The organism is Paracoccus maritimus, from assembly GCF_025195095.1.
In the GTDB taxonomy this organism is placed as follows: Bacteria; Pseudomonadota; Alphaproteobacteria; order Rhodobacterales; family Rhodobacteraceae; genus Paracoccus; species Paracoccus maritimus.
In genome coordinates, this window is record NZ_JANAVZ010000004.1 from 258,624 (window position 1) to 278,153 (window position 19,530).

Annotated in this window: 20 protein-coding genes and 1 tRNA gene; 12 read left to right on the forward strand and 9 right to left on the reverse strand. The window is 65.2% G+C overall.

The window, feature by feature from the left end; genetic code table 11:
- The first annotated feature begins 64 nt into the window (after positions 1–64).
- From MU516_RS08935 to MU516_RS08945, 3 genes are all read left to right on the forward strand, one after another.
- Complete coding sequence (locus MU516_RS08935) at positions 65–724, forward strand: glutathione S-transferase family protein (protein WP_209055475.1); 660 nt, start codon at positions 65–67, stop codon at positions 722–724.
- Positions 725–845: 121 nt separating this feature from the next.
- The gene (gene parE, locus MU516_RS08940) at positions 846–2,807 is read left to right on the forward strand and encodes a DNA topoisomerase IV subunit B (RefSeq protein ID WP_260276882.1); all 1,962 of its coding nucleotides are present in this window, start codon (positions 846–848) and stop codon (positions 2,805–2,807) included.
- A 17-nt stretch (positions 2,808–2,824) separates the two neighbouring features.
- Positions 2,825–3,604, forward strand: a complete 780-nt coding sequence (locus tag MU516_RS08945; protein WP_260276883.1) for a hypothetical protein — start codon at positions 2,825–2,827, stop codon at positions 3,602–3,604.
- An 11-nt stretch (positions 3,605–3,615) separates the two neighbouring features.
- Here the strand turns inward: MU516_RS08945 and MU516_RS08950 are convergent, their stop codons facing one another.
- The 3 genes from MU516_RS08950 to MU516_RS08960 are packed head-to-tail and all read right to left on the reverse strand — an operon-like array spanning position 3,616 to position 6,041.
- Positions 3,616–4,023, reverse strand: coding sequence for a c-type cytochrome (locus MU516_RS08950; protein ID WP_260276885.1), 408 nt, complete (start codon positions 4,021–4,023; stop codon positions 3,616–3,618).
- 49 nt (positions 4,024–4,072) lie between these two features.
- The gene (locus MU516_RS08955) at positions 4,073–4,747 is read right to left on the reverse strand and encodes an ABC transporter ATP-binding protein (protein ID WP_260276886.1); all 675 of its coding nucleotides are present in this window, start codon (positions 4,745–4,747) and stop codon (positions 4,073–4,075) included.
- A complete protein-coding gene (locus MU516_RS08960; protein WP_260276887.1) occupies positions 4,740–6,041 on the reverse strand; it encodes a lipoprotein-releasing ABC transporter permease subunit in 1,302 nt (433 codons plus the stop codon). The genes MU516_RS08955 and MU516_RS08960 overlap by 8 nt, the downstream gene beginning before the upstream one ends.
- Before the next feature lie 125 nt (positions 6,042–6,166).
- Here MU516_RS08960 and trpC point away from each other — a divergent pair, with 125 nt between their 5' ends.
- The 4 genes from trpC (at position 6,167) to lexA (ending at position 9,442) form a co-directional block, all read left to right on the forward strand.
- A complete protein-coding gene (gene trpC / locus MU516_RS08965) occupies positions 6,167–6,970 on the forward strand; it encodes an indole-3-glycerol phosphate synthase TrpC (RefSeq protein WP_260276888.1) in 804 nt (267 codons plus the stop codon).
- Complete coding sequence (moaC, locus tag MU516_RS08970; RefSeq protein ID WP_260276889.1) at positions 6,967–7,440, forward strand: cyclic pyranopterin monophosphate synthase MoaC; 474 nt, start codon at positions 6,967–6,969, stop codon at positions 7,438–7,440. The genes trpC and moaC overlap by 4 nt, the downstream gene beginning before the upstream one ends.
- On the forward strand, positions 7,437–8,621 hold the full coding sequence (locus MU516_RS08975) for a molybdopterin molybdotransferase MoeA (protein ID WP_260276890.1): 1,185 nt from the start codon (positions 7,437–7,439) through the stop codon (positions 8,619–8,621). The genes moaC and MU516_RS08975 overlap by 4 nt, the downstream gene beginning before the upstream one ends.
- Before the next feature lie 89 nt (positions 8,622–8,710).
- Positions 8,711–9,442: a transcriptional repressor LexA gene (lexA, locus tag MU516_RS08980; protein WP_260276891.1), complete on the forward strand. Its 732-nt coding sequence runs from the start codon at positions 8,711–8,713 to the stop codon at positions 9,440–9,442.
- Between the two features lie 205 nt (positions 9,443–9,647).
- On the opposite strand, the gene hemC is transcribed toward lexA, so the two are convergent.
- Positions 9,648–10,589: a hydroxymethylbilane synthase gene (gene hemC, locus MU516_RS08985; protein ID WP_260276892.1), complete on the reverse strand. Its 942-nt coding sequence runs from the start codon at positions 10,587–10,589 to the stop codon at positions 9,648–9,650.
- Positions 10,590–10,665: 76 nt separating this feature from the next.
- On the opposite strand from hemC, the gene hemE reads away from it, so the two are divergent.
- Together hemE and MU516_RS08995 are read left to right on the forward strand one after the other, a co-directional pair.
- Positions 10,666–11,694, forward strand: coding sequence for a uroporphyrinogen decarboxylase (gene hemE / locus MU516_RS08990; protein WP_209055485.1), 1,029 nt, complete (start codon positions 10,666–10,668; stop codon positions 11,692–11,694).
- Positions 11,691–12,569, forward strand: a complete 879-nt coding sequence (locus MU516_RS08995; protein ID WP_260276893.1) for a DMT family transporter — start codon at positions 11,691–11,693, stop codon at positions 12,567–12,569. The genes hemE and MU516_RS08995 overlap by 4 nt, the downstream gene beginning before the upstream one ends.
- Before the next feature lie 18 nt (positions 12,570–12,587).
- Here the strand turns inward: MU516_RS08995 and hemF are convergent, their stop codons facing one another.
- Positions 12,588–13,442 (reverse strand): oxygen-dependent coproporphyrinogen oxidase, encoded by an 855-nt coding sequence (gene hemF / locus MU516_RS09000; RefSeq protein WP_260276894.1) that lies wholly within the window; start codon positions 13,440–13,442, stop codon positions 12,588–12,590.
- A 74-nt stretch (positions 13,443–13,516) separates the two neighbouring features.
- Between hemF and MU516_RS09005 the strand changes: the two genes are divergently transcribed.
- A complete protein-coding gene (locus MU516_RS09005) occupies positions 13,517–13,933 on the forward strand; it encodes a hypothetical protein (RefSeq protein WP_260276895.1) in 417 nt (138 codons plus the stop codon).
- Between the two features lie 3 nt (positions 13,934–13,936).
- On the opposite strand, the gene MU516_RS09010 is transcribed toward MU516_RS09005, so the two are convergent.
- Genes MU516_RS09010 through clpS form a run of 3 tightly spaced genes read right to left on the reverse strand, consistent with a single transcriptional unit; the run spans position 13,937 to position 16,068 of the window.
- The gene (locus MU516_RS09010; protein ID WP_260276896.1) at positions 13,937–14,743 is read right to left on the reverse strand and encodes an SDR family NAD(P)-dependent oxidoreductase; all 807 of its coding nucleotides are present in this window, start codon (positions 14,741–14,743) and stop codon (positions 13,937–13,939) included.
- Positions 14,740–15,747: a class I SAM-dependent methyltransferase gene (locus MU516_RS09015; RefSeq protein WP_260276897.1), complete on the reverse strand. Its 1,008-nt coding sequence runs from the start codon at positions 15,745–15,747 to the stop codon at positions 14,740–14,742. The genes MU516_RS09010 and MU516_RS09015 overlap by 4 nt, the downstream gene beginning before the upstream one ends.
- Positions 15,748–15,750: 3 nt before the next feature.
- Positions 15,751–16,068: an ATP-dependent Clp protease adapter ClpS gene (gene clpS, locus MU516_RS09020; protein WP_260276898.1), complete on the reverse strand. Its 318-nt coding sequence runs from the start codon at positions 16,066–16,068 to the stop codon at positions 15,751–15,753.
- Positions 16,069–16,337: 269 nt separating this feature from the next.
- Between clpS and MU516_RS09025 the strand changes: the two genes are divergently transcribed.
- Entirely contained in the window at positions 16,338–18,044 is a 1,707-nt protein-coding gene (locus MU516_RS09025; protein WP_425606837.1) for a D-alanyl-D-alanine carboxypeptidase family protein, read from the forward strand.
- 424 nt (positions 18,045–18,468) lie between these two features.
- On the opposite strand, the gene MU516_RS09030 is transcribed toward MU516_RS09025, so the two are convergent.
- Positions 18,469–18,552, reverse strand: a tRNA-Tyr gene (locus tag MU516_RS09030).
- 122 nt (positions 18,553–18,674) lie between these two features.
- On the opposite strand from MU516_RS09030, the gene rlmB reads away from it, so the two are divergent.
- The gene (rlmB, locus tag MU516_RS09035; RefSeq protein ID WP_260276899.1) at positions 18,675–19,478 is read left to right on the forward strand and encodes a 23S rRNA (guanosine(2251)-2'-O)-methyltransferase RlmB; all 804 of its coding nucleotides are present in this window, start codon (positions 18,675–18,677) and stop codon (positions 19,476–19,478) included.
- Positions 19,479–19,530 lie beyond the last annotated feature (52 nt).

The window sequence follows — 19,530 nt, forward strand, 5'->3', positions numbered from 1 at the left end:
CTTTTCGTCGCCCCGCCGCGCGGCTAACCTGCGCGCCGCAGATGCTGGACCAAGGAGCCCGCCCATGCTGACCATTCACGGCGTCACCCGATCGCGCGCGTCACGGATCATCTGGCTGTGCCACGAGATCGGGCTGCCGTTCCGCCAGATCCCGGTGATCCAGGCCTATCGCCTGCCCGACCCGATGGCTGCGGATGCGCCGCTGAACACGCGGTCGTCTGCATTCCTGCGGCTGTCGCCGGCGGGTGCGATCCCGGTGATCGAGGATGACGGGCTGCGACTGAGCGAGTCGATGGCCTGCACCCTGTATCTGGCGCGCAAATATGGCCAGCCCTTCGGCCCCGCCGACGCGGCCGAAGACGCGCTGATGATGCAGTGGAGCTTCTACGCCGCGGCGACGATCGAGACCGATGCCCTGACGCTGCTGTTCCTGCATGCGCCCGGCCGGACCCCGTCGGCCAACGAGGCCGCCGCCGTCGAGGTGGCCGCCGAACGCCTGATCCGTCCGCTGAGCGTGGTCGAGGATCACCTGACCACGCAGGGGAACATGGTGGGGCGGCGATTTACCGTCGCCGACATCAACATGGCCGAGGTGCTGCGCTATGCGCAGGGCTACCGGCCATTGCTGGACCGGTTTCCCGCGATCCGGGCATGGCTGGAGGATTGCCAGTCACGCCCCGCCTTCCGCAAGATGTGGGAAGCGCGGCTGGCCGAACCGGAATAGAGGCAGGCCGGGCCGACGCTAGGGGATGTGGACATATCTGCGGTCCACCACAAACCCTTGCCGCCGCGGCCTTCGCCATGAGATAGTGCCACCAAAGCGATACAAAGAAAACGAGCAGCCCATGGCCGACGATCTTCTTTCCGCCGCCGACGCCGGTGCAGACAGCTATTCCGCCTCGTCGATCGAGGTTCTGGAAGGGCTGGAACCTGTCCGCAAGCGGCCCGGCATGTATATCGGCGGCACCGATGAACGGGCGCTGCATCATCTGGTCGCCGAAATCCTCGACAACTCGATGGACGAGGCCGTGGCCGGTCACGCCAGCCGCATCGAGGTCGAACTGCTGGCCGATTTCAGCGTCGTCGTGCGCGACAACGGGCGCGGCATTCCGATCGACCCGCATCCGAAATTTCCCAGCAAGTCCGCGCTTGAGGTGATCCTGTGCACGTTGCATGCGGGGGGCAAGTTCTCGGGCGATGCCTATGCCACTTCGGGCGGCCTGCACGGCGTCGGCGCGTCAGTCGTCAATGCGCTGTCGGACAGCCTTGTCGTGCAGGTGGCGCGCAACAAGGAATTGTTCGAACAGCGATTTTCGCGCGGTGTGCCCGAAGGCCCGGTCGCCAGGATCGGCGCGGCGCCGAACCGGCGCGGCACCACCGTCACCTTCCACGCCGATGAAGAGATCTTCGGCCATCACCGCTTCAAGCCCGCGCGGCTGATGAAGATGGTGAAATCCAAGGCCTATCTGTTTTCGGGCGTCGAGATCCGCTGGAAATCCAAGATCGACGACGGCGAGACGCCCGTCGAGGCGGTATTTCATTTTCCCGGCGGGCTTGCCGACTATCTGTCGGAAACGCTGAACGGCGCCAGCAGCTATGCCGACCGCCCCTTCGCCGGAACGGTCGATTTCAAGCGCTTCAACGTGCCGGGCAAGGTCGATTGGGCGATCAACTGGACGCCGTCGCGCGACGGGTTCATCCAGTCCTATTGCAATACCGTGCCGACGCCCGAGGGCGGCACCCACGAGGCGGGGTTTTGGGCAGCGATCCTGAAGGGCGTGCGCGCCTATGGCGAACGTGTCAGCAACAAGAAGGCGGCGCAGATCACCCGCGAGGATCTGCTGACCGGCGGCTGCGCGCTGGTATCGTGCTTTATCCGCGAGCCGGAATTCGTCGGCCAGACCAAGGACCGGCTGGCCACCAGCGAGGCCGCGCGGCTGGTCGAAAATGCGGTGCGCGACCATTTCGACAACTGGCTGGCCTCGGACACGAAATCGGCCGGGGCGATTCTTGATTTTCTGGTCCTGCGGGCCGAGGAACGTCTGCGCCGCCGCCAGGAAAAGGAAACCGCCCGCAAGACCGCGACCAAGAAGCTGCGCCTGCCGGGCAAGCTGGTCGATTGCAGCGCCACCAACCGCGACGGCACCGAACTGTTCATCGTCGAGGGCGACAGCGCGGGCGGGTCGGCCAAGGCCGCGCGGGAACGCCAGACGCAGGCGCTGCTGCCGCTGCGCGGCAAGATCCTGAACGTGCTGGGCGCGGCAAGTTCGAAACTGGGCCAGAACCAGGAGATCAACGATCTGTGCCAGGCGCTTGGCGTCGGAATGGGATCGCGCTTCAACATCGACGACCTGCGCTATGACAAGGTCATCATCATGACCGACGCGGATGTGGACGGTGCCCATATCGCGTCGCTCTTGATGACGTTCTTCTTCAGCCAGATGCGGCCGATGATCGACAAGGGGCATCTGTATCTGGCCTGCCCGCCCCTTTACCGCCTGACGCAGGGCGCGCATCGCGTCTATGTCGCCGACGACGCCGAAAAGGACCGGCTGCTGGCGAAAGGTCTGGGCGGCAAGGGCAAGGTGGACATGCAGCGATTCAAGGGTCTGGGCGAGATGGACGCCAAGGACCTGAAGGAAACCACCATGAACCCGAAGACGCGCAAGCTGATCCGGGTCAGCATCGACGACGACGAGGGCGGCGAAACCGGTGATCTGGTCGAACGGCTGATGGGCAAGAAACCGGAACTGCGATTCGAGTATATCCAGGAAAACGCCCGGTTCGTGGAAGAACTGGACGTGTGAAACGGTGAGCGGAGATGATGCAGTCGATTGTCTCCGCCATCATCGAACATCAACTGCCGATCATTCTGTGCTGCTTTGTGGCTGGGCTTCTTGGCATGGCTGTGGTCATGCGCCACAGCCGTCACAGCCGCTGGTGGCGCATCGCGGATCTGGTCTGGGTCGCGCTTGGTGGCCTGGGTGTGGTCACCGCGCTGCTGGCCGGTGTCTATGCCGATGACAGCAACCGGCTGAAGCGGCAAATCGACCTGAGCTTTTCGGCATCCGACAGCTTTGATCGAGATGCGGCGCGCTTTCGTTTGCGATATTGCGCGGCCGTGCCCGCCCCGGCCGTCCTGATCCTGTGTGACAAGGTCGAGTTCCTGTCGGCCTCGACCGCGATCAACGCCGATCTGCCGTTTTTCGCGGATGTCGCCCATGCCAGCGCACCGCTGCGAGCGTTGCGCCCCCTGATCGGAGAACCGATGCATCCGGACGGCGAAGCCCGGGCGGATTATGCCGACAAGCTGGCCCGCGTGCAGCAGTTCGACATGGCAAAGCTGGTTGCCTTTGAACCACTTGATGCGGAGGTCGTCATGGCGATCAAGATCGCTGAAATCGCAACGCCAGAGATCGCCGCAGATTTCCGGGTTCTGGCCCTGACATATCGCGATCTGATCGAATCGCTAAGGCGCGTGAAGGCCGACTGGGAATTCCTGCAAAGCAATTCGCTGTTCGTGCTGTTTCAGGTGCTGGCACTGTCGCTGATTGCCATTGCCGCGCCGTTCCGGCTGGGAAAATCGCTGGTCGAACTGCGCTAGATGGTCACGACCTATTCCTGCAACCCCTCGACATATTCCAGCAGCGCCACCAGACGCGCGGGCGTGGGCGTCGGGATGCCGTCGCCGCTGTCATACATCACCGTCTTGCCGTCCATCAGGTCGCCGAATTGCGGCATCGGCGATTCGCTGCGGCCGGGGGTGAAGCCGTAGATATGGCTCATCACCCGCGCCTTCGGCAGGACGCCGCCATTGTCGCGCGCGATCCGGGTGATGTCCACGGGCCTGGGCGTCATACCCTCGGCCAGCGGGCCGTCGCCCTTGCCGCCGGGGCCATGGCAATCGGCGCACAGCGTCACATAATCCTCAGCCGCGCTGGACGCCTGCGTCTGCGGCGCGCAGGCGGCGATCAGCCCCGCCAGCGTCACACCGGCCAAACCTGCACAGAATAACGGTTTCATCGCTGCCACCTTGTATTGCCTGTGCCCAAGCTTGCATCGCCAGCAAGCCTCAGGCAAGCCTTTCGTCAAGCCGGATCACCCGGTCCATCCGCGCGGCAAGATCGTGGTTATGCGTCGCGATCAGCGCCGACAGTCCGGTATCGCGCACCAGATCCATCAGCACGCCGAAGACCCGGTCCGAGGTTTCGGGGTCCAGATTGCCGGTCGGCTCGTCCGCCAGCAGCAGGGCCGGGCTGTTGGCCAGCGCCCGGCAGAACGCCACCCGCTGCTGTTCGCCGCCCGACAGTTCCGCCGGGCGGTGATCGGCGCGCGGGCCAAGCCCCACACGGTCCAGCAAGTCGGCGGCCCGCAGCCGGGCTTGCCGTGCCGGAACCGCATTCGCCAGTTGCGGCAGAACGATATTCTCGGCCGCGGTGAATTCGGGCAGCAGGTGGTGGAACTGATAGACAAAGCCCAGCTCGCGGCGCCGCGCCTGGGTTCGCGCCTTGTCCCCCAGTCCGGTCATGTCCCGCCCGTTCAGCAGGACCCGCCCCGAATCCGGCGTGTCCAGAAGCCCCGCGATATGCAGCAGCGTGGATTTTCCCGCCCCCGAGGGCGCGACCAGCGCCACGACCTCGCCGCGCGCCACGGTCAGGTCCAGCCCGTGCAGCACCTCGACCGGCGCGGGGCCGTTCTTGCCATAGGTCTTGCCGACCGCTTCCAGACGCAGAACCTCGTTACTCATAGCGCAGCGCCTCGACCGGGTTCATGCGCGCGGCACGGCGCGCGGGAAAGATCGTCACGATGAAGGACAGCCCCAGCGACAGCGCCACGGCCCGGAAGATGTCCCATGCCCGCAGTTCCGCCGGCAGCCGATAGATGCCGCGCACCTCGGGTTGCCAAGCCCCGCCCCCGGTCAGCGCATTGATGCCCGCCATGATGTGATCCACGTTCAGCGCCAGCAGCACACCAAGGATCACCCCGACGACGGTCCCGATGACGCCGGTGAACGCCCCGCACAGGAAGAACACTCGCAGCACCGCGCCCTGGGTCAGGCCCATCGTGCGCAGGATGCCGATATCGCGGCCCTTGTTCTTGACCAGCATGATCAGCCCCGAGGTGATGTTCATCGACGCGATCAGCACCAGCACCGACAGGATCACGAACATCACGTCGTCTTCCATGTCCAGCGCGGACAGGAAGGATCCCGAGGCGTCGCGCCAGCTCCAGACCTGGGCGCCCTCGCCCGCGGCGCGAAGCAGCGGCAGAGTCCAGTCATCGACACTTTCGGGATCGTCCACGAAGACCTCGATCTCGTCAGCGACGCCTTCGCGGTTGAAATAGCTTTGCGCCTCGGACATCGGCATGTAGATGCGCGTACGGTCGATGTCATAGCGACCGGCGCTGAAGACATAAACCACCTCGTAGGCGTTGACGCGCGGCGTCGTGCCGAAGGCGGTGCGCGCGCCCTCGGGGGCGATCAACCTGACCTTGTCACCGATCCGCAGGTTCAGTTCGCGCGCGATCCCGGCGCCGATGGCGACGCCGTTGTCGAAATCCGCGATGTCTCCGGTGGCCGTGATCGGATCCACGATCCGAGGCATTTTCTTGAGATTTTCGGCAGTTATCCCGTAAACTTCAGCGACGTTTGAATTGTCGTTGGCGGTCGCCATGACCTGCCCACGGATGACCGGCGCGGTCCGTTCGACCCCGGGGATCTGCGCCAGCCTGGCCGCCATCTGATCGTAATCCGCGATCCGGCCCGGCACGACATAGACATCGTCGGTGAACTCGTTCTCGACCCGCTGCGGCGCCATGTAGACGGTGGTATGCGCGTTGGCACCCAGGATCGTGTCCACGAACTCGGCGCGGAAGCCCGCGCGCACCGACAGCGTTGCGATCAGCGCCATCACCCCCAGGGCGATCCCGATCAGGCTGATCCAGGTCATCACGCTGACCCCGCCCTCGGCCCGTCTTGCGCGCAGATAGCGCCAGGCGATCATGAATTCGTATCGAGAGAAAGGCGCGGGGCTGGACATGCGTGAACCTTGCGAAAATCGCGCAGACCCTGACCCCGCGCGCCGGGAAGTTCAAGCCGACAATGGCGTGAGCGGCGCGTGCCCGCCCCCTTCCCTCGGCGCGCACACGGCGCTAGAACCGGGGCATGGATATTCTGGACAAGATCAAGGCCTACAAGCTGGACGAGATCGCCGCCGCCAAGGCCGCGCGCCCGCTGGCGGATATCGAGGCCGCCGCCCGCGCCGCATCCGCGCCGCGCGGCTTTGCCCGCGCGCTGGACGCCAATGCCGAAACCGGCCCCGCGTTGATCGCCGAGATCAAGAAGGCGAGCCCGTCGAAGGGCCTGATCCGTCCGGATTTCGACCCGCCGGCGCTGGCCCGAGCCTATCAGCAGGGCGGCGCGACGTGCCTGTCGGTTCTGACCGATGGTCCCAGTTTTCAGGGGGCGCCCGAATTTCTTGGCGCCGCCCGCGAGGCTTGCGACCTGCCAGCGCTGCGCAAGGATTTCCTCTATGACACCTATCAGGTCGCCGAAGCGCGCGCGTGGGGCGCCGATTGCATCCTGATCATCATGGCGTCGGTCGATGACACTCAGGCGGCCGAGCTTGAGGATGCCGCGCGGCACTGGGGCATGGACGCGCTGATCGAGGTTCACGACGCCGCCGAGCTGGACCGTGCGCTGCGCCTGAAATCGCCGATGATCGGCATAAACAACCGCAATCTCAAGACGTTCGACGTCACTCTTGATGTCACGCGCGAGCTGGCGCCGCGCATTCCGGCAGATCGCCGGATCGTGTGCGAAAGCGGGCTGTTCAGCCCCGATGACCTGGCAGCGATGATGCATGTCGGGGCGCGCCGTTTCCTGATCGGCGAAAGCCTGATGCGGCAGTCCGACGTGGCCACCGCAACGCGCCGCATCCTGGATGTCGCCCCGGCGGGGGCAGCATGAGCCTGACCCATTTCGACAGCGCCGGTCAGGCACATATGGTCGATGTCTCGACCAAGGATGTGACGACGCGCGAAGCCACCGCTGAAGGCTGTGTCCTGATGACGGCAGACACCCTTGCGCTGGCGCAGGGCGGCGCGGCCAAGGGCGATGTTCTGGGCGTGGCGCGGCTGGCAGGGATCATGGCGGCCAAGCGGACCTCGGACCTGATCCCGCTGTGCCATCCCCTGCCCTTGTCGCGCGTTGCACTGGACCTGACGCCGGATGACGAACTGCCGGGAATTCGCGTGACCGCAACGGTGCGCACGACCGGCCGAACTGGCGTCGAGATGGAGGCCCTGACCGCCGTTTCGGTGGCCTGCCTGACGATCTATGACATGCTGAAGGCGGCGCAGAAATCCATGCGCATCGACGCGATCCGGCTGGTGGCGAAAAGCGGCGGGAAATCGGGCGACTACAGGGCAGAGCCATGATTTCGGTCGTCGAGGCCCTTGCCCATGTGCTTGCGCTGGCCGGCTCGCCCCGGCCAGAGACCGTTAGCCTGGATCATGCAGCGGGACGGGCGCTGCTGCAGCCTGCGACTGCAAGACTGACCCAGCCCCCCTTCGATTCCGCGGCGATGGACGGCTATGCGCTGCGATCCGAGGATCTGAACGGCACGTTGACCGTCATCGGCGAGGCCGCGGCAGGGCATCCCTGGTCGGGCAAGGCCGCGCCCGGCACCGCGATCCGCATCTTCACCGGTGCTCCGGTCCCTGCGGGTTATGATCGGGTGATCATGCAGGAAAATGCCCGACGCGAGGGTGATCGCCTGACCGTGACCGAGTGTGGCGAGGCCACTCATATCCGCCCCCGTGGCGGGGATTTCGCCACCGGCGACCAGCTTGCCCCAGGACGGCGGCTGAACGCCGCCGATATCGGCCTGCTGGCCGCGATGAACGTCCCCGAGGTCACGGTTGCCCGCTGTCCTCGTGTCGCGATCCTTGCGGGTGGCGACGAACTGATCCGGCCGGGTCAGACGCCGATGGACGGCCAGATCATCAGTTCCAATGACCTGGCCATCGCGGCACAGGTGGCCGAGGCCGGTGGCATCCCGCAGATCCTGCCCATTGCCCGGGATACGCTGGAAAGTCTGCGTGAGGGGTTTGCCGCCGCGTCGGACGCCGACCTGATCGTGACCATCGGCGGCGCCTCGGTCGGCGATCACGATCTGATCGCCAAGGTCGCGGCCGAATTGGGAATGCAGCGCAGCTTCTACAAGATTGCCATGCGTCCCGGCAAACCGCTGATGGCCGGGAAGATCGCCGACTTGCCAATGCTTGGCCTTCCGGGAAACCCCGTCTCGGCAATGGTTTGCGGAATACTGTTCATGCAACCTCTGATCCGCGCGATGCAAGGGCTTGGCGACGGCATCACGTTGCGGCGCGCACGGCTGGACCGCGATCTTGGTCCCGAAGGGCCGCGCCAGCATTATCTGCGCGCCGGGCTGCGGGACGGCGACGACCTGCCGCTGATCCGGCCTTTCGCGGACCAGGATTCGGCGCGGCTGTCCCTGATGTCGCAGGCAGACGCGTTGCTGGTGCGTCCTGCTGCGGACCCGGCACGCGCTGCGGGCGACATCGTGACATACCTGCCGCTGCCACGTCAGGCTTAACCGTTTCTTCACCCCGTTTTGTTCTGCTGATTGACGCGATTCGCGATGCAGGCTAGAACATTAACGGAACATGTGGTGAGGACAAACCGATGCTGACCAAGAAGCAGATTCAGCTGCTTGAATTCATCCACAAGCGGATGGCGCGCGACGGCGTCCCCCCCTCGTTCGATGAGATGAAGGATGCGCTGGATCTGCGCTCGAAGTCCGGTATTCATCGGCTGGTCACGGCGCTGGAGGAACGCGGCTTCATCCGCCGCCTGCCGCACCGTGCGCGGGCCCTGGAAATCGTTCGGCTGCCCGATGCGCTGTCCGGTCTTGCGGCGCCCGATCCCAAGCCAAAGGATTCCGAGTATCATGGCGGCGGGTTCCGTCCGCGCGTGATCTCGAACGACCGTCCGGCGCGGCCGCGGGGCGCCGTCAGCATCGTCGACAGCCCGGCGGTTGAACTGCCTCTGATGGGCCGGATCGCGGCTGGCGTTCCGATCGAGGCGATTTCAGAGATTTCGCACCATATCTCGGTGCCCGGCACGATGCTGTCCGGGCGCGATCATCACTATGCGCTGGAAGTCCGGGGCGATTCGATGATCGAGGCCGGGATCAATGACGGCGACGTGGTGGTGATCCGCGAACAGGACATCGCCGACAACGGCGATATCATCGTCGCCCTGATCGAAGGGCACGAGGCAACATTGAAAAGATATCGCCGCAAGGGTGCGATGATCGCGCTGGAGGCCGCCAATCCCGCCTACGAGACCCGCATCCTGCCCGAGGAAAGCGTGCGTATCCAGGGGCGGCTTGTCGGACTTATCCGCAGCTACTGATCGGGTCGCGGCTGGCGGCCAGCCTGCCCGGCGAATACTGCAATTGCCAGTCACGTAAGACTGGCGCGCCGCCTGCGCGCCATGATCGGCCCGCAGTCAACTGCAGCGCAGGACGTTAAGCCGCGACGACCGGGAAGGCGCAGTCTGAGGCGGGACGCACCCAGGTCTGCCGGGATGTCCTCGGGTCACGTTTCGCGGCCTTGGATCAGATATGATCGAAGAAGCCGGGACCGGCCTTGGCCAGCAATTCCTCTGCCAGATCATGCCCCATCGCCGGCCCGTCGGCGATTTCGCCATCGCGCCGACCGCTGATCTCGATCGACCCGTCCGGAAGCAGGATCTGGCCGCGCAGAACCAATCTACCATCAATCAGTTCCGCAAGTGCGCCGATCGGCGTTTCGCATGACCCGTCCAGCCTGGCCAGGAACGCCCGTTCCGCGGCAATGCGCTGGCCGGTCTCGACATCATGGATCGGTCGCAGAAGCGCCGCCGTCATCATGTCATCGTCGCGACGCTCGATGCCGATGGCGCCTTGGGCCACGGCAGGCAGCATTTCGGCAGGATCGATGGCGCTGCGCGCCACATGCAGCATGTCCAGCCGGCGCAATCCCGCCATGGCGAGGAAGGTCGCCACCGCCACGCCATCCTGCAGCTTTTTCAGCCGGGTCTGCACATTGCCGCGGAACTCGACCAGTTTCAGATCGGGCCTGCGATGCGCCAGCTGCGCGCGCCGCCGCAGGCTGGACGAACCGACAACCGCGCCTTCGGGTATCTCGGCGATCGAGGCGACATGCGGGCTGACGAAAGCATCGCGCACGTCTTCGCGCGGCAACAGGCAGTCGATCAGCAGGCCGTCCGGCTGGATCGTCGGCATGTCCTTCATCGAATGCACGGCGATGTCGATCTCGCCCTGGGTCAGCGCCTCTTCGATTTCCTTGGTGAAAAGTCCCTTGCCACCGATTTCCTTCAGGGGCCGGTCGGTCACGCGGTCGCCAGTGGTCTTGATGACCACGACCTCGAACGCCTCGGCAGGCAGGTCGTGGGCGGCCATTAGCCGGGCACGCGTCTCATGCGCCTGCGCCAGCGCCAGGACCGAGCCGCGCGTGCCGATTTTCAGAGGACGGGTGGGATCGGGCATCTGTGTCATGGCCCTGCCATAGCTGGCGGCCGCGTCCTTGACAACGCCTGCCGCCTCGCCTTCATGGGCCGGACAAGGAGGCCCCATGACGAAACTGCTGCTGCGCGCCCTGGCCGGAGAGACCCTGCCGACGCCCCCGATCTGGATGATGCGTCAGGCCGGACGCTATCTGCCCGAATACCGCGCCACCCGCGAGAAGGCCGGCGACTTCCTGTCGCTGTGCTACAATCCCGAGCTGGCCGCCGAGGTGACGTTGCAACCGATCCGGCGTTTCGGCTTTGATGCCGCCATCCTGTTCGCCGACATCCTGCTGGTTCCGCAGGCGCTGGGGGCGGATCTGTGGTTCGTAAAGGGCGAGGGTCCGCGCCTGTCCACCATCACTGATGCGGCCGGTGTCTCGGAACTGAGGCCCGCCGAGGACGTGCACGAGACGCTGTCCCCAATCTACGAAACGGTGCGGATCCTGTCGCGCGAACTGCCCGCAGATGTGCCGCTGATAGGTTTCGCCGGTGCCCCCTGGACAGTCGCGACCTACATGATCGCCGGCCGCGGCACGCCCGATCAGGGCCCCGCGCATCAGTTCAAATCGGCCGACCGCGCCGCGTTTTCCGCGCTGATCGACCGCATCACCGAGGCGACGATCCTGTATCTGTCCGCCCAGATCGATGCGGGCGCCGAGGCCGTGAAGCTGTTCGACAGTTGGGCCGGCAGCCTGGTCGGGCGCGATTTCGATGACTTCTCGGTGGCCCCGGCCCGCAAGATCATCGCGACGCTGAAGGCGCGCCATCCCGGCATCCCGATCATCGCGTTCCCGCGCGAGGCGGGCGAACGCTATGTTGGCTTTGCGCAGGCGACGGGGGCAGACTGCGTGGCGCTGGACAATTCGGTCGGCGCGGAATGGGCGGCCAAGAACGTGCAGACCCAAGGCTGCGTGCAGGGAAATCTTGATCCGCGCCACATGGTCACCGGCGGTCCCGATCTGGTTTCCGAGGCGCAGCGCATCACCCGCGCCCTGCGCGGCGGCCCACATGTCTTCAACCTAGGCCACGGCATCACGCCCGACGCCGATCCCGACAACGTCGCGCGAATGATCGAGGCTGTCCGGACCGCATGATCTGGGTCGCCGCCACCCTGATCGCGGCGCTGGCGCAGACCGCGCGAAACGCCGCGCAGTCCGGTCTGACCGCGCGGATCGGCACGATCGGCGCGACCTCGGTCCGGTTCATCTTCGGGCTGCCCTTCGCGGCGCTGGCCTTGCTGTGCCTGTCGGCCTTTGCCGATCTGCCGCCGATCGCCCTCCGCGCACTTGCGTTCACGGCGCTTGGCGCGGTCGCGCAGATTGCCGCCACGGCATTCATGCTGCTGACCATGCGCGGCCAAAGCTTTGGCATCGCCACCGCCCTGATGAAGACCGAACCCGTGACGCTGGCCATCATTGGCGCGGTCGTGCTGGCCGAACCGCTTGGCCCGGCACGGATGACCGCGATTGCGATGGCAACGCTTGGCGTGGTTCTGAGCAGCGGTGCGAGATGGTCGCGCGCAGGGCTGCGCCCGGTGCTGACCGGGCTGGTGGCAGGCGCGCTGTTCGGTCTGTCCGCGGTCGGTTTCCGCGGCGCCCTGCTGTCGCTGCCGCCCGGCGGCTATGTCGTGCACGCGCTGACGATCCTGGTCCTGACACTGGCGCTGCAATCGGCGGCGATGCTGGTCTGGCTGATCATGGTTGACCGTGCCGCGTTGCGCGGAATCGTCGCGGAATGGCGGGTATCGCTTTCGGCTGGGGCGCTTGGCGCCTTCGCATCGCTGTTCTGGTTCATCGGCTTCGCGCTGACGCCGGCGGCGAATGTGCGGACGCTGGCACTGGTCGAGGTGGTGTTCGCGCAGATCGTCTCGGGGCGGGTGTTTCGTGAACGGACCTCGAAACGGCAACTGGCCGGGATGGCATTGATCGTGGCCGGGGTCGGGTTGCTGCTGGCGGTCGCAACGACCTGATCCCGTCTCACGCGCGCATCAGGTCCATTTCGCCAGCGGCGGCAGACTCATCAGGACCGCATCCGGATCATGCCCTGTCTCAAGCCCGAACCGGGTTCCGCGGTCATAGACAAGGTTGTATTCGGCATAAAGCCCGCGATGCACAAGCTGCGTCTCGCGGTCGGCGTCGTCCCATGGCTGCGACATGCGCGCCTCGGCCAGCGGCAGGAAGGCCGGCAGGAATGCGGCGCCAACGTCGCGTGTGAAAGCGAAATCCGCCTGCCAGTCGCCGCTGTTCAGATCGTCGTAGAAGATCCCGCCGACGCCGCGGGCGCGGCCGCGATGCGGAATGAAGAAATACTCGTCGGCCCATGCCTTGAAGCGATCATAGTAATCGCTGCCATGAGGCGCGCAGGCATCGCGAAGCGTCTGGTGGAAATGGGCCGTATCCTCGGGGTACTCGATGCAGGGGTTAAGGTCCGATCCGCCGCCGAACCACCACGCGCCGGGGGTCCAGAACATCCGTGTATTCATGTGCACGGCAGGCGCGTGCGGGTTCTGCATATGCGCCACGAGGCTGATCCCCGAAGCCCAGAAGCGCGGATCCGTGTCCATGCCCGGCACACCGCGCGCGGCCATCGCCGCCTGGGCCTTGGGGGCCAGCGTGCCATGGACCTCGGACCAGTTGACACCGACCTTCTCGAAGACCCGGCCGCCGCGCATCACCGACATCAGCCCGCCGCCGCCATCCTCGCCGCGCTGCGTCGGCGTTACGACGAAACGGCCGGGCATGCCGGTTCCAGGACCGCGATCCTCCAGCGCCTCGAAGGCCAGCACGATCCGATCGCGAAGTTCCCGAAACCAGCTTGCGGCGTGGCGACGTTGGTCCAGCATTCAAACCTCATCGTGAGTTGCCAAGCGGGCCGCCCGGCAGATAGCATCCCCTGACACGCTTAATGAGACAGGCCATGCCCCGCAACACCACCCTTGCCGTGATCGTCCTGCCGCTGGCACTTGCGGCCTGTGGCACACCACAGGATCGCTGCATCAGCCGCCACACCGGCGAATACCGCACCGTCAGCCGCCTGCTGGCCGAGGTCGAGGGCAACCTGGCGCGCGGCTATGCGTGGGAGGAACGCCAGGTCGTCCGCGACCGTCTGACCCAATGCCGCGACGTTTATCGCGACAAGGACGGGAACGCGCAGGTCAGCTATACACCCTGCTGGCGGGATTATGTCGATACCGAACGCTATCGCGTGCCGATCGATCCGGCGGCCGAACAGCGCAAGCGTGACGGTCTGGCGGCGCGCAAGGCCGCGCTGAGCGATCGGGCCGCCGCCTATGTCCGCGCCTGCAAGACGGCCTTCCCCGAGGATGGGCAATAGCGGCTACAGATCCTGCGCCGTGACCGGGTCGGCAAGGCTGCGCCCGCCATCGACCGTGACGATCTGCCCGGTGATGAAGCGGGCGCCTTCGCTGGCCAGATAATGGACCGCGTCGGCCAGTTCGTCAGCCGACGCGATGCGGCCCAGGGGCGTGCCGTCGATGATCTGCTGACGCATATCGACGTCTTCCTTCAGCGCACATTTCAGTTCGTGCGACATGATGCTGCTGAAACGCACCCCGTTCACCCGGATCCGGTGCGGCGCCAGCGCCAGCGCCAGCCCGCGCGTTGCCTGTTCCTGCGCCGCGCATGCAATGGAATAGCCCAGCATTGCGGGCACCGGGCGCGATGCCGCCAGCGTCGAGACATTCACGATCGATCCTGCCTGCACGATATCGGGTTGGCCTTCGCTTTGCTTGATCATCCGCTTGGCGACCATCTGCGACAGCCGCAACCCGGCGATCATGTTCTGGCGCAGCATTTCTTCCAGAATTCCGGGATCGGTGTCCAGCGGGTCCGATCCCTTCACGAAACGATGCGCGTTCACAAGGATATCGACACGATCATAGGCATCCAGCGTCGCCGACAGCAGGTTGGCCATGACCAGTTTTTCACAGATGTCGCCGGGAAAATCCAGAACCTGGGGATTGTCCTTGCCATGGTCCGATACCACCCGGTCCAGACCTTCCTCGTCCGCGTCGGTGAAGACGACATTCGCGCCGCGTTCGACAAGGTTCTGGGCGACGGCAAGGCCGATGCCCCGGGCCGCACCGGTGACGATGGCGGTCTTGCCCTGAATGGACAGGCTCATTTTCGGCCTCCCTTGCGGTTCGCCGGGCGTCCGGCCCCGCTGGCTTCGATGACCTTGAAGCGATTGTCGCCACCGATCTCTGCGATCTGGGCAAAATGATCGGCAAGCACGTTCTCGTACGGCAGGTGACGGTTCGCGACCATCCACAACCGGCCCGCGCCGGTCAGCAATCGCGCCGCCGACGCAATGAACGCCGCGCCCAGCCTGGGATCGGCATCGCGCCCCAGATGAAACGGCGGGTTCATGATGACCCCGTTCACAGGTTCGGGCAGAGTGAAGTCGCGTGCGTCGGCCCAGTGAAACCTGGCGCGTGGATCGGCGATATTGTCGCGCGCGGATTCCAGCGCATCGTGATCGGCCTCGACAAGATGCACGATCTCGACACCGGAATGGGACAGGGCCTGCGCGGCAAGCCAGCCCCAGCCCGCGCCCAAATCGACCAACCGGGTCGGCAGCCTGTCGGGAAGATGCCTCGCCAGCAGCGCAGAACCCGGATCGACGCCGTCTGCCGAGAAGACACCCGGTCGGGTGACAAAGCCCGGCGCGGCCTGATGTGGTTTCGCGGCCCAGTCCGCAGGCAGCCAGTCGCCCTGGGGCACTGTCACCCGGAAGATCTTGCCATGCGCCTTGCTGTGCACCTCATCGACATCGGCAAGCCTGCGCATTTCCCTAAGCATCGAATCGATGCCATCCGTCTTCTGCCCGTCGATCCACAGCGATGCGCCTGCGGGAAGGCCGCTGGCGGCGTCCGCGATCCACGCACGCGCCTGCGGCTTGGCGCGGGGCAGCACGACGATGGCCGTGTCGAATTCCCCCTCGACCCGCGGCGATACCTGCCAGCCTTGCGCGGACAGCGCCCGGTGATCCGGGAAATGTCCCTGCCGAATCCGCGTCGCGGACGGATCGAGGCCCGCAAGATCGCTGTCGGCGCGTGCGCCGGCGACCAGAACCCTGCCCTCGGGGCTGCCGGCCGGAAAGGCCAGCGCGAATCTTGATCCCGACACGGGCTACTCTTTTTCCATGGTGCATTGCAGCGGGTGCTGCTGGCGGCGCGCAAGTTCCATGACCTGAGCCACCTTGGTTTCTGCAATCTCGTGCGAGAAGACACCGACCACCGCGACACCCTTGCGATGCACGGTCAGCATGATCTCGATCGCTTGCGCATGGGTCATGTTGAAAAGCCGCTCAAGGACATGGACGACGAACTCCATCGGCGTGAAATCATCATTCAGCATCAGCACCTTGTACAGGGGCGGTCGCTGCGGTTTCGTGCGCGGCTTGACGGCCAGTTCGATCTGATCGTCGGGTTTGTCGCTGTCGGTCATCCAATGCGTCATCGCGTCATGTTCCGGCCGTCTTGGGGCCTGCTGGAAGAATTTTCGGGCCGCGACCAGCGCAGCCCGTTCGCGTTGAAATATAGTCGATTCTGCCGTGGATGAAAGCCCCGCAACTGCCGACGGCGACCGCGGACGACACGCAGGCAAAATAAGTCAAATGCAAGGTTTCACGTGCAATATACTCATGCTATTATCGTTTTATCAACGACGGGTGTGCGACAAAAGATACACCTGCACGAGGCAGAGAGACCGCGACAGTGACCCGATTTTCCCTGACAGCCCGGCTGTGGGCCTTTATCATGCTGGCCGTCCTGATGCCGGTCAGCCTTTCGGCGGCACCGTTTGCCGCCTATGTGATGGACGCACGCACCGGTCAACCGATCTACAAGCAAAACGCCGATACTAAGCTTCATCCGGCGTCCCTGACAAAGATGATGACCCTGTATCTGGCGTTCACCGCGATCGAACGCGGCCAGGTGCGTCTGGATTCGAAGTTCCCGGTGTCGTCCAACGCCGCGGCCGAGCCGCCCTCGAAACTGGGCCTCCGGGCCGGGCAGAAGATCGAGCTGCGCTATCTGCTGCGTGCCGCCGCAATCAAGTCGGCCAACGACGCGGCGACGGCGATCGGCGAGGGTCTGGCCGGTTCCGAAACCGCGTTCGCGCAGCAGATGACGGCGATGGCGCGGGCGCTTGGAATGCGCAACACGCAGTTCAAGAACGCGAACGGTCTGACGCAAGAGGGCCATTATTCGACCGCTCATGACATGAGCATTCTGGGACGGCATCTGTTCTACGACTTCCCCCAGTATTACAACCTGTTCTCGCGCCGCTCGGCCGATGCAGGGATCGCCAAGGTCTCATCGACGAACAAGCGTTTCCTTGATGCCTATTCCGGCGCGGACGGGATCAAGACGGGCTATACGCGCGCCGCCGGCTTCAACCTGACCGCCTCGGCGCAGCGCGGCAAGAAAAGGCTGATCGCAACGGTTTTCGGGGGCACCTCGACCGCGCAGCGCAATCAGACAATGGCACAGCTGCTGGATTCGGGCTTCAGCCGTGTCCCGAACCGCGTGCGCGAAACCCGCCCGGCCCCGCCCAAACTGGTTGCGCAGCAGAAGGTCGTGCGTCGTGCGCAGGTCCAGCCGAAACCGGCAGCGACACAACCCCAGACGCAACGTCTGGTCCTGAACTCTTCCGAACCGCCGGCTCCGGCAAGCCGTGGCTCGGCGTCCACGGCTGCGGTTGCGACGCGCGACGCGCTAGCCGCTGCGATGCGCGAAGCGACACAGGCTGCGCCGTCGCCTGCAGCATCGGCCAGCCGCCTTGCTTTGGCGTCCAGCATCCGGCCCAGGCTGCGGCCAGCCGCTCAGGGGGCCGCCGTGGACGAAGCGGTTGCCAGCGCGGTTGCCTCGGCCGCTGAGCCTGCTGCGCAATCAGCAAGCCTTGCCGCACCCGTTCTGCAAGCGTCGATGCGCCCCGCGCGCGCGCCCCGCAGCCGCGAGGCGCAAGGCTCTGCCAGCGTTGCGGCAATCCAGTCCCGCGATGATGGGAAGGCAGACGCCGTCGCACAGGCGGTCGCCGAGGCAACCGGGCAGGACAACAATTCCCTGTCGCTTCTGGCCTCGCCCGCGCCGAAACCACGATCCGAGACAGTCATTCTGGCGGCGATGGGCGAAGGTGACATCGCCGAACCCGAAGCGCTGGAGATCGTGTCCCGGCCGGCGGACAGCGGGCGGCACTGGGGTGTCAATCTGGGCCTCTACCGGTCGCATTCGGAAGCCGAAAAGCTGCTGTTGCAAACCGCCCTGCAAGACGGAACGGTGCTTGAAGGGGCAAATCGCCGCATCGCCGACACGCTGCGAGGTTTCGAGGCGAATTTCGTCAACCTGTCGAAATCTGACGCGCAACTTGCGTGCGAGCGCCTGAAGGCCCGTTCGCAGACCTGCCGCGTGGTTGGTCCCTGATCCGACCGAACTCTCGTTCACAAGTCAAAGGGGCGTCGCGATGCAAATGCGCGGCGCCCCTGTCGTATAGAAGGCCATGATGCCTTGGCTGATCATCGCGACGCGGTAGGCCGCTTCCAGCCCATCAATCCAATGCATTTCCACAAAGACGATGTCTGCAAGTGCCTTCGCATGACCCGCAGCTGAGCATGCGAATGATTGGCGCCGGCTTTTAAAGAAAGAGATGCGCGTGCCTGAGGAGACACGGTCGTCCTGACATCTTCGTGCAGCGTTTCGACCCAGCATCAGCAGAACGAGATCGAACGTCGATCACAGCCCGTGGAATTGGGAAAACCCGCAAAGCTTCAGATTGGCCGGGGATGACGCTCTGGCAAATCGCCGATCCGTATCAAACCACCGGATTATCCTGTCATTTCAAGAATAATGGTGGGCGACCCTGGAATCGAACCAGGCATGGGTCTCCCCGGCGGAGTTACAGTCCGCTGCCGCACCTTGCAGCACGTCGCCCGCCGAACGCCGTCGGCGTGGGGGCGTGATTAGCTGCCTCGCTCGGGGGCGTCAAGCGGATTTCCGGGTCTTGCGCGAACGCGTCTGCACGCGCACAGAGGAACGCGACAACAGGAGATTTCGATGGCAGGCAAAGAGTCGAAGCCGCAAAAACCCGCATGGGTGATCGACAAGGAACGAAGCCGGCGCGCTGCGGCCGCCGAGACGGTCTGGATGTTCGGTTTGCACGCGGTCCGCGACGCGCTTGCCAACCCGGCCCGTCAGAAACTGCGCCTGGTCGTGACGCGCAACGCGCTGGACCGTTTGGGCGATCTATTCGGCATGACGCCCGAAATCACCGATCCGCGCGTCTTCGGCAAGACCGTGCCCCTTGCGCCCGACAGCGTGCATCAGGGCGCGGCGCTTGAGGTGCGGCCGCTGAAATGGGGCAGTCTCAGCGAGGTCGCCCTGCGCGAAGTGCCGGGCGAGACCCGGCCGCTGCTGGTTGCCCTGGATCGCGTCACCGATCCGCACAATATCGGTGCGATCCTGCGATCCGCAGAGGTTTTCGGCGCACGCGCCGTCATCGCGCCCGCGCGGCATTCCGCCCCGGAAACCGGCGCATTGGCCAAGACCGCCTCGGGGGCGCTGGAACGGCAGCCCTACCTGCGGGTACCCAATCTGGCCGAGGCGCTGTCGCAGCTGAAGGGCATGGGATTCACGCTGATCGGCCTTGATGGCACCGCGACCGACACCCTGCCCGATCTGCTGTCCGACCTGAGGGGGCGCGCCATCTGTCTGGTCATGGGGGCCGAGGGTCCGGGAATGCGCGACCTGACGATGAAGAACTGCGATCATCTTGCCCGCATCCCGTTCGCGGCCGATTTCGGGTCGTTGAACGTCTCGAACGCCGCGGCCGTCGCTCTGTATGCCGCCGGCCGATCCTAGCATCACTTCGCTGCGACATCGGCATGGCAACGTTGAGAATCACCTTCGGGCC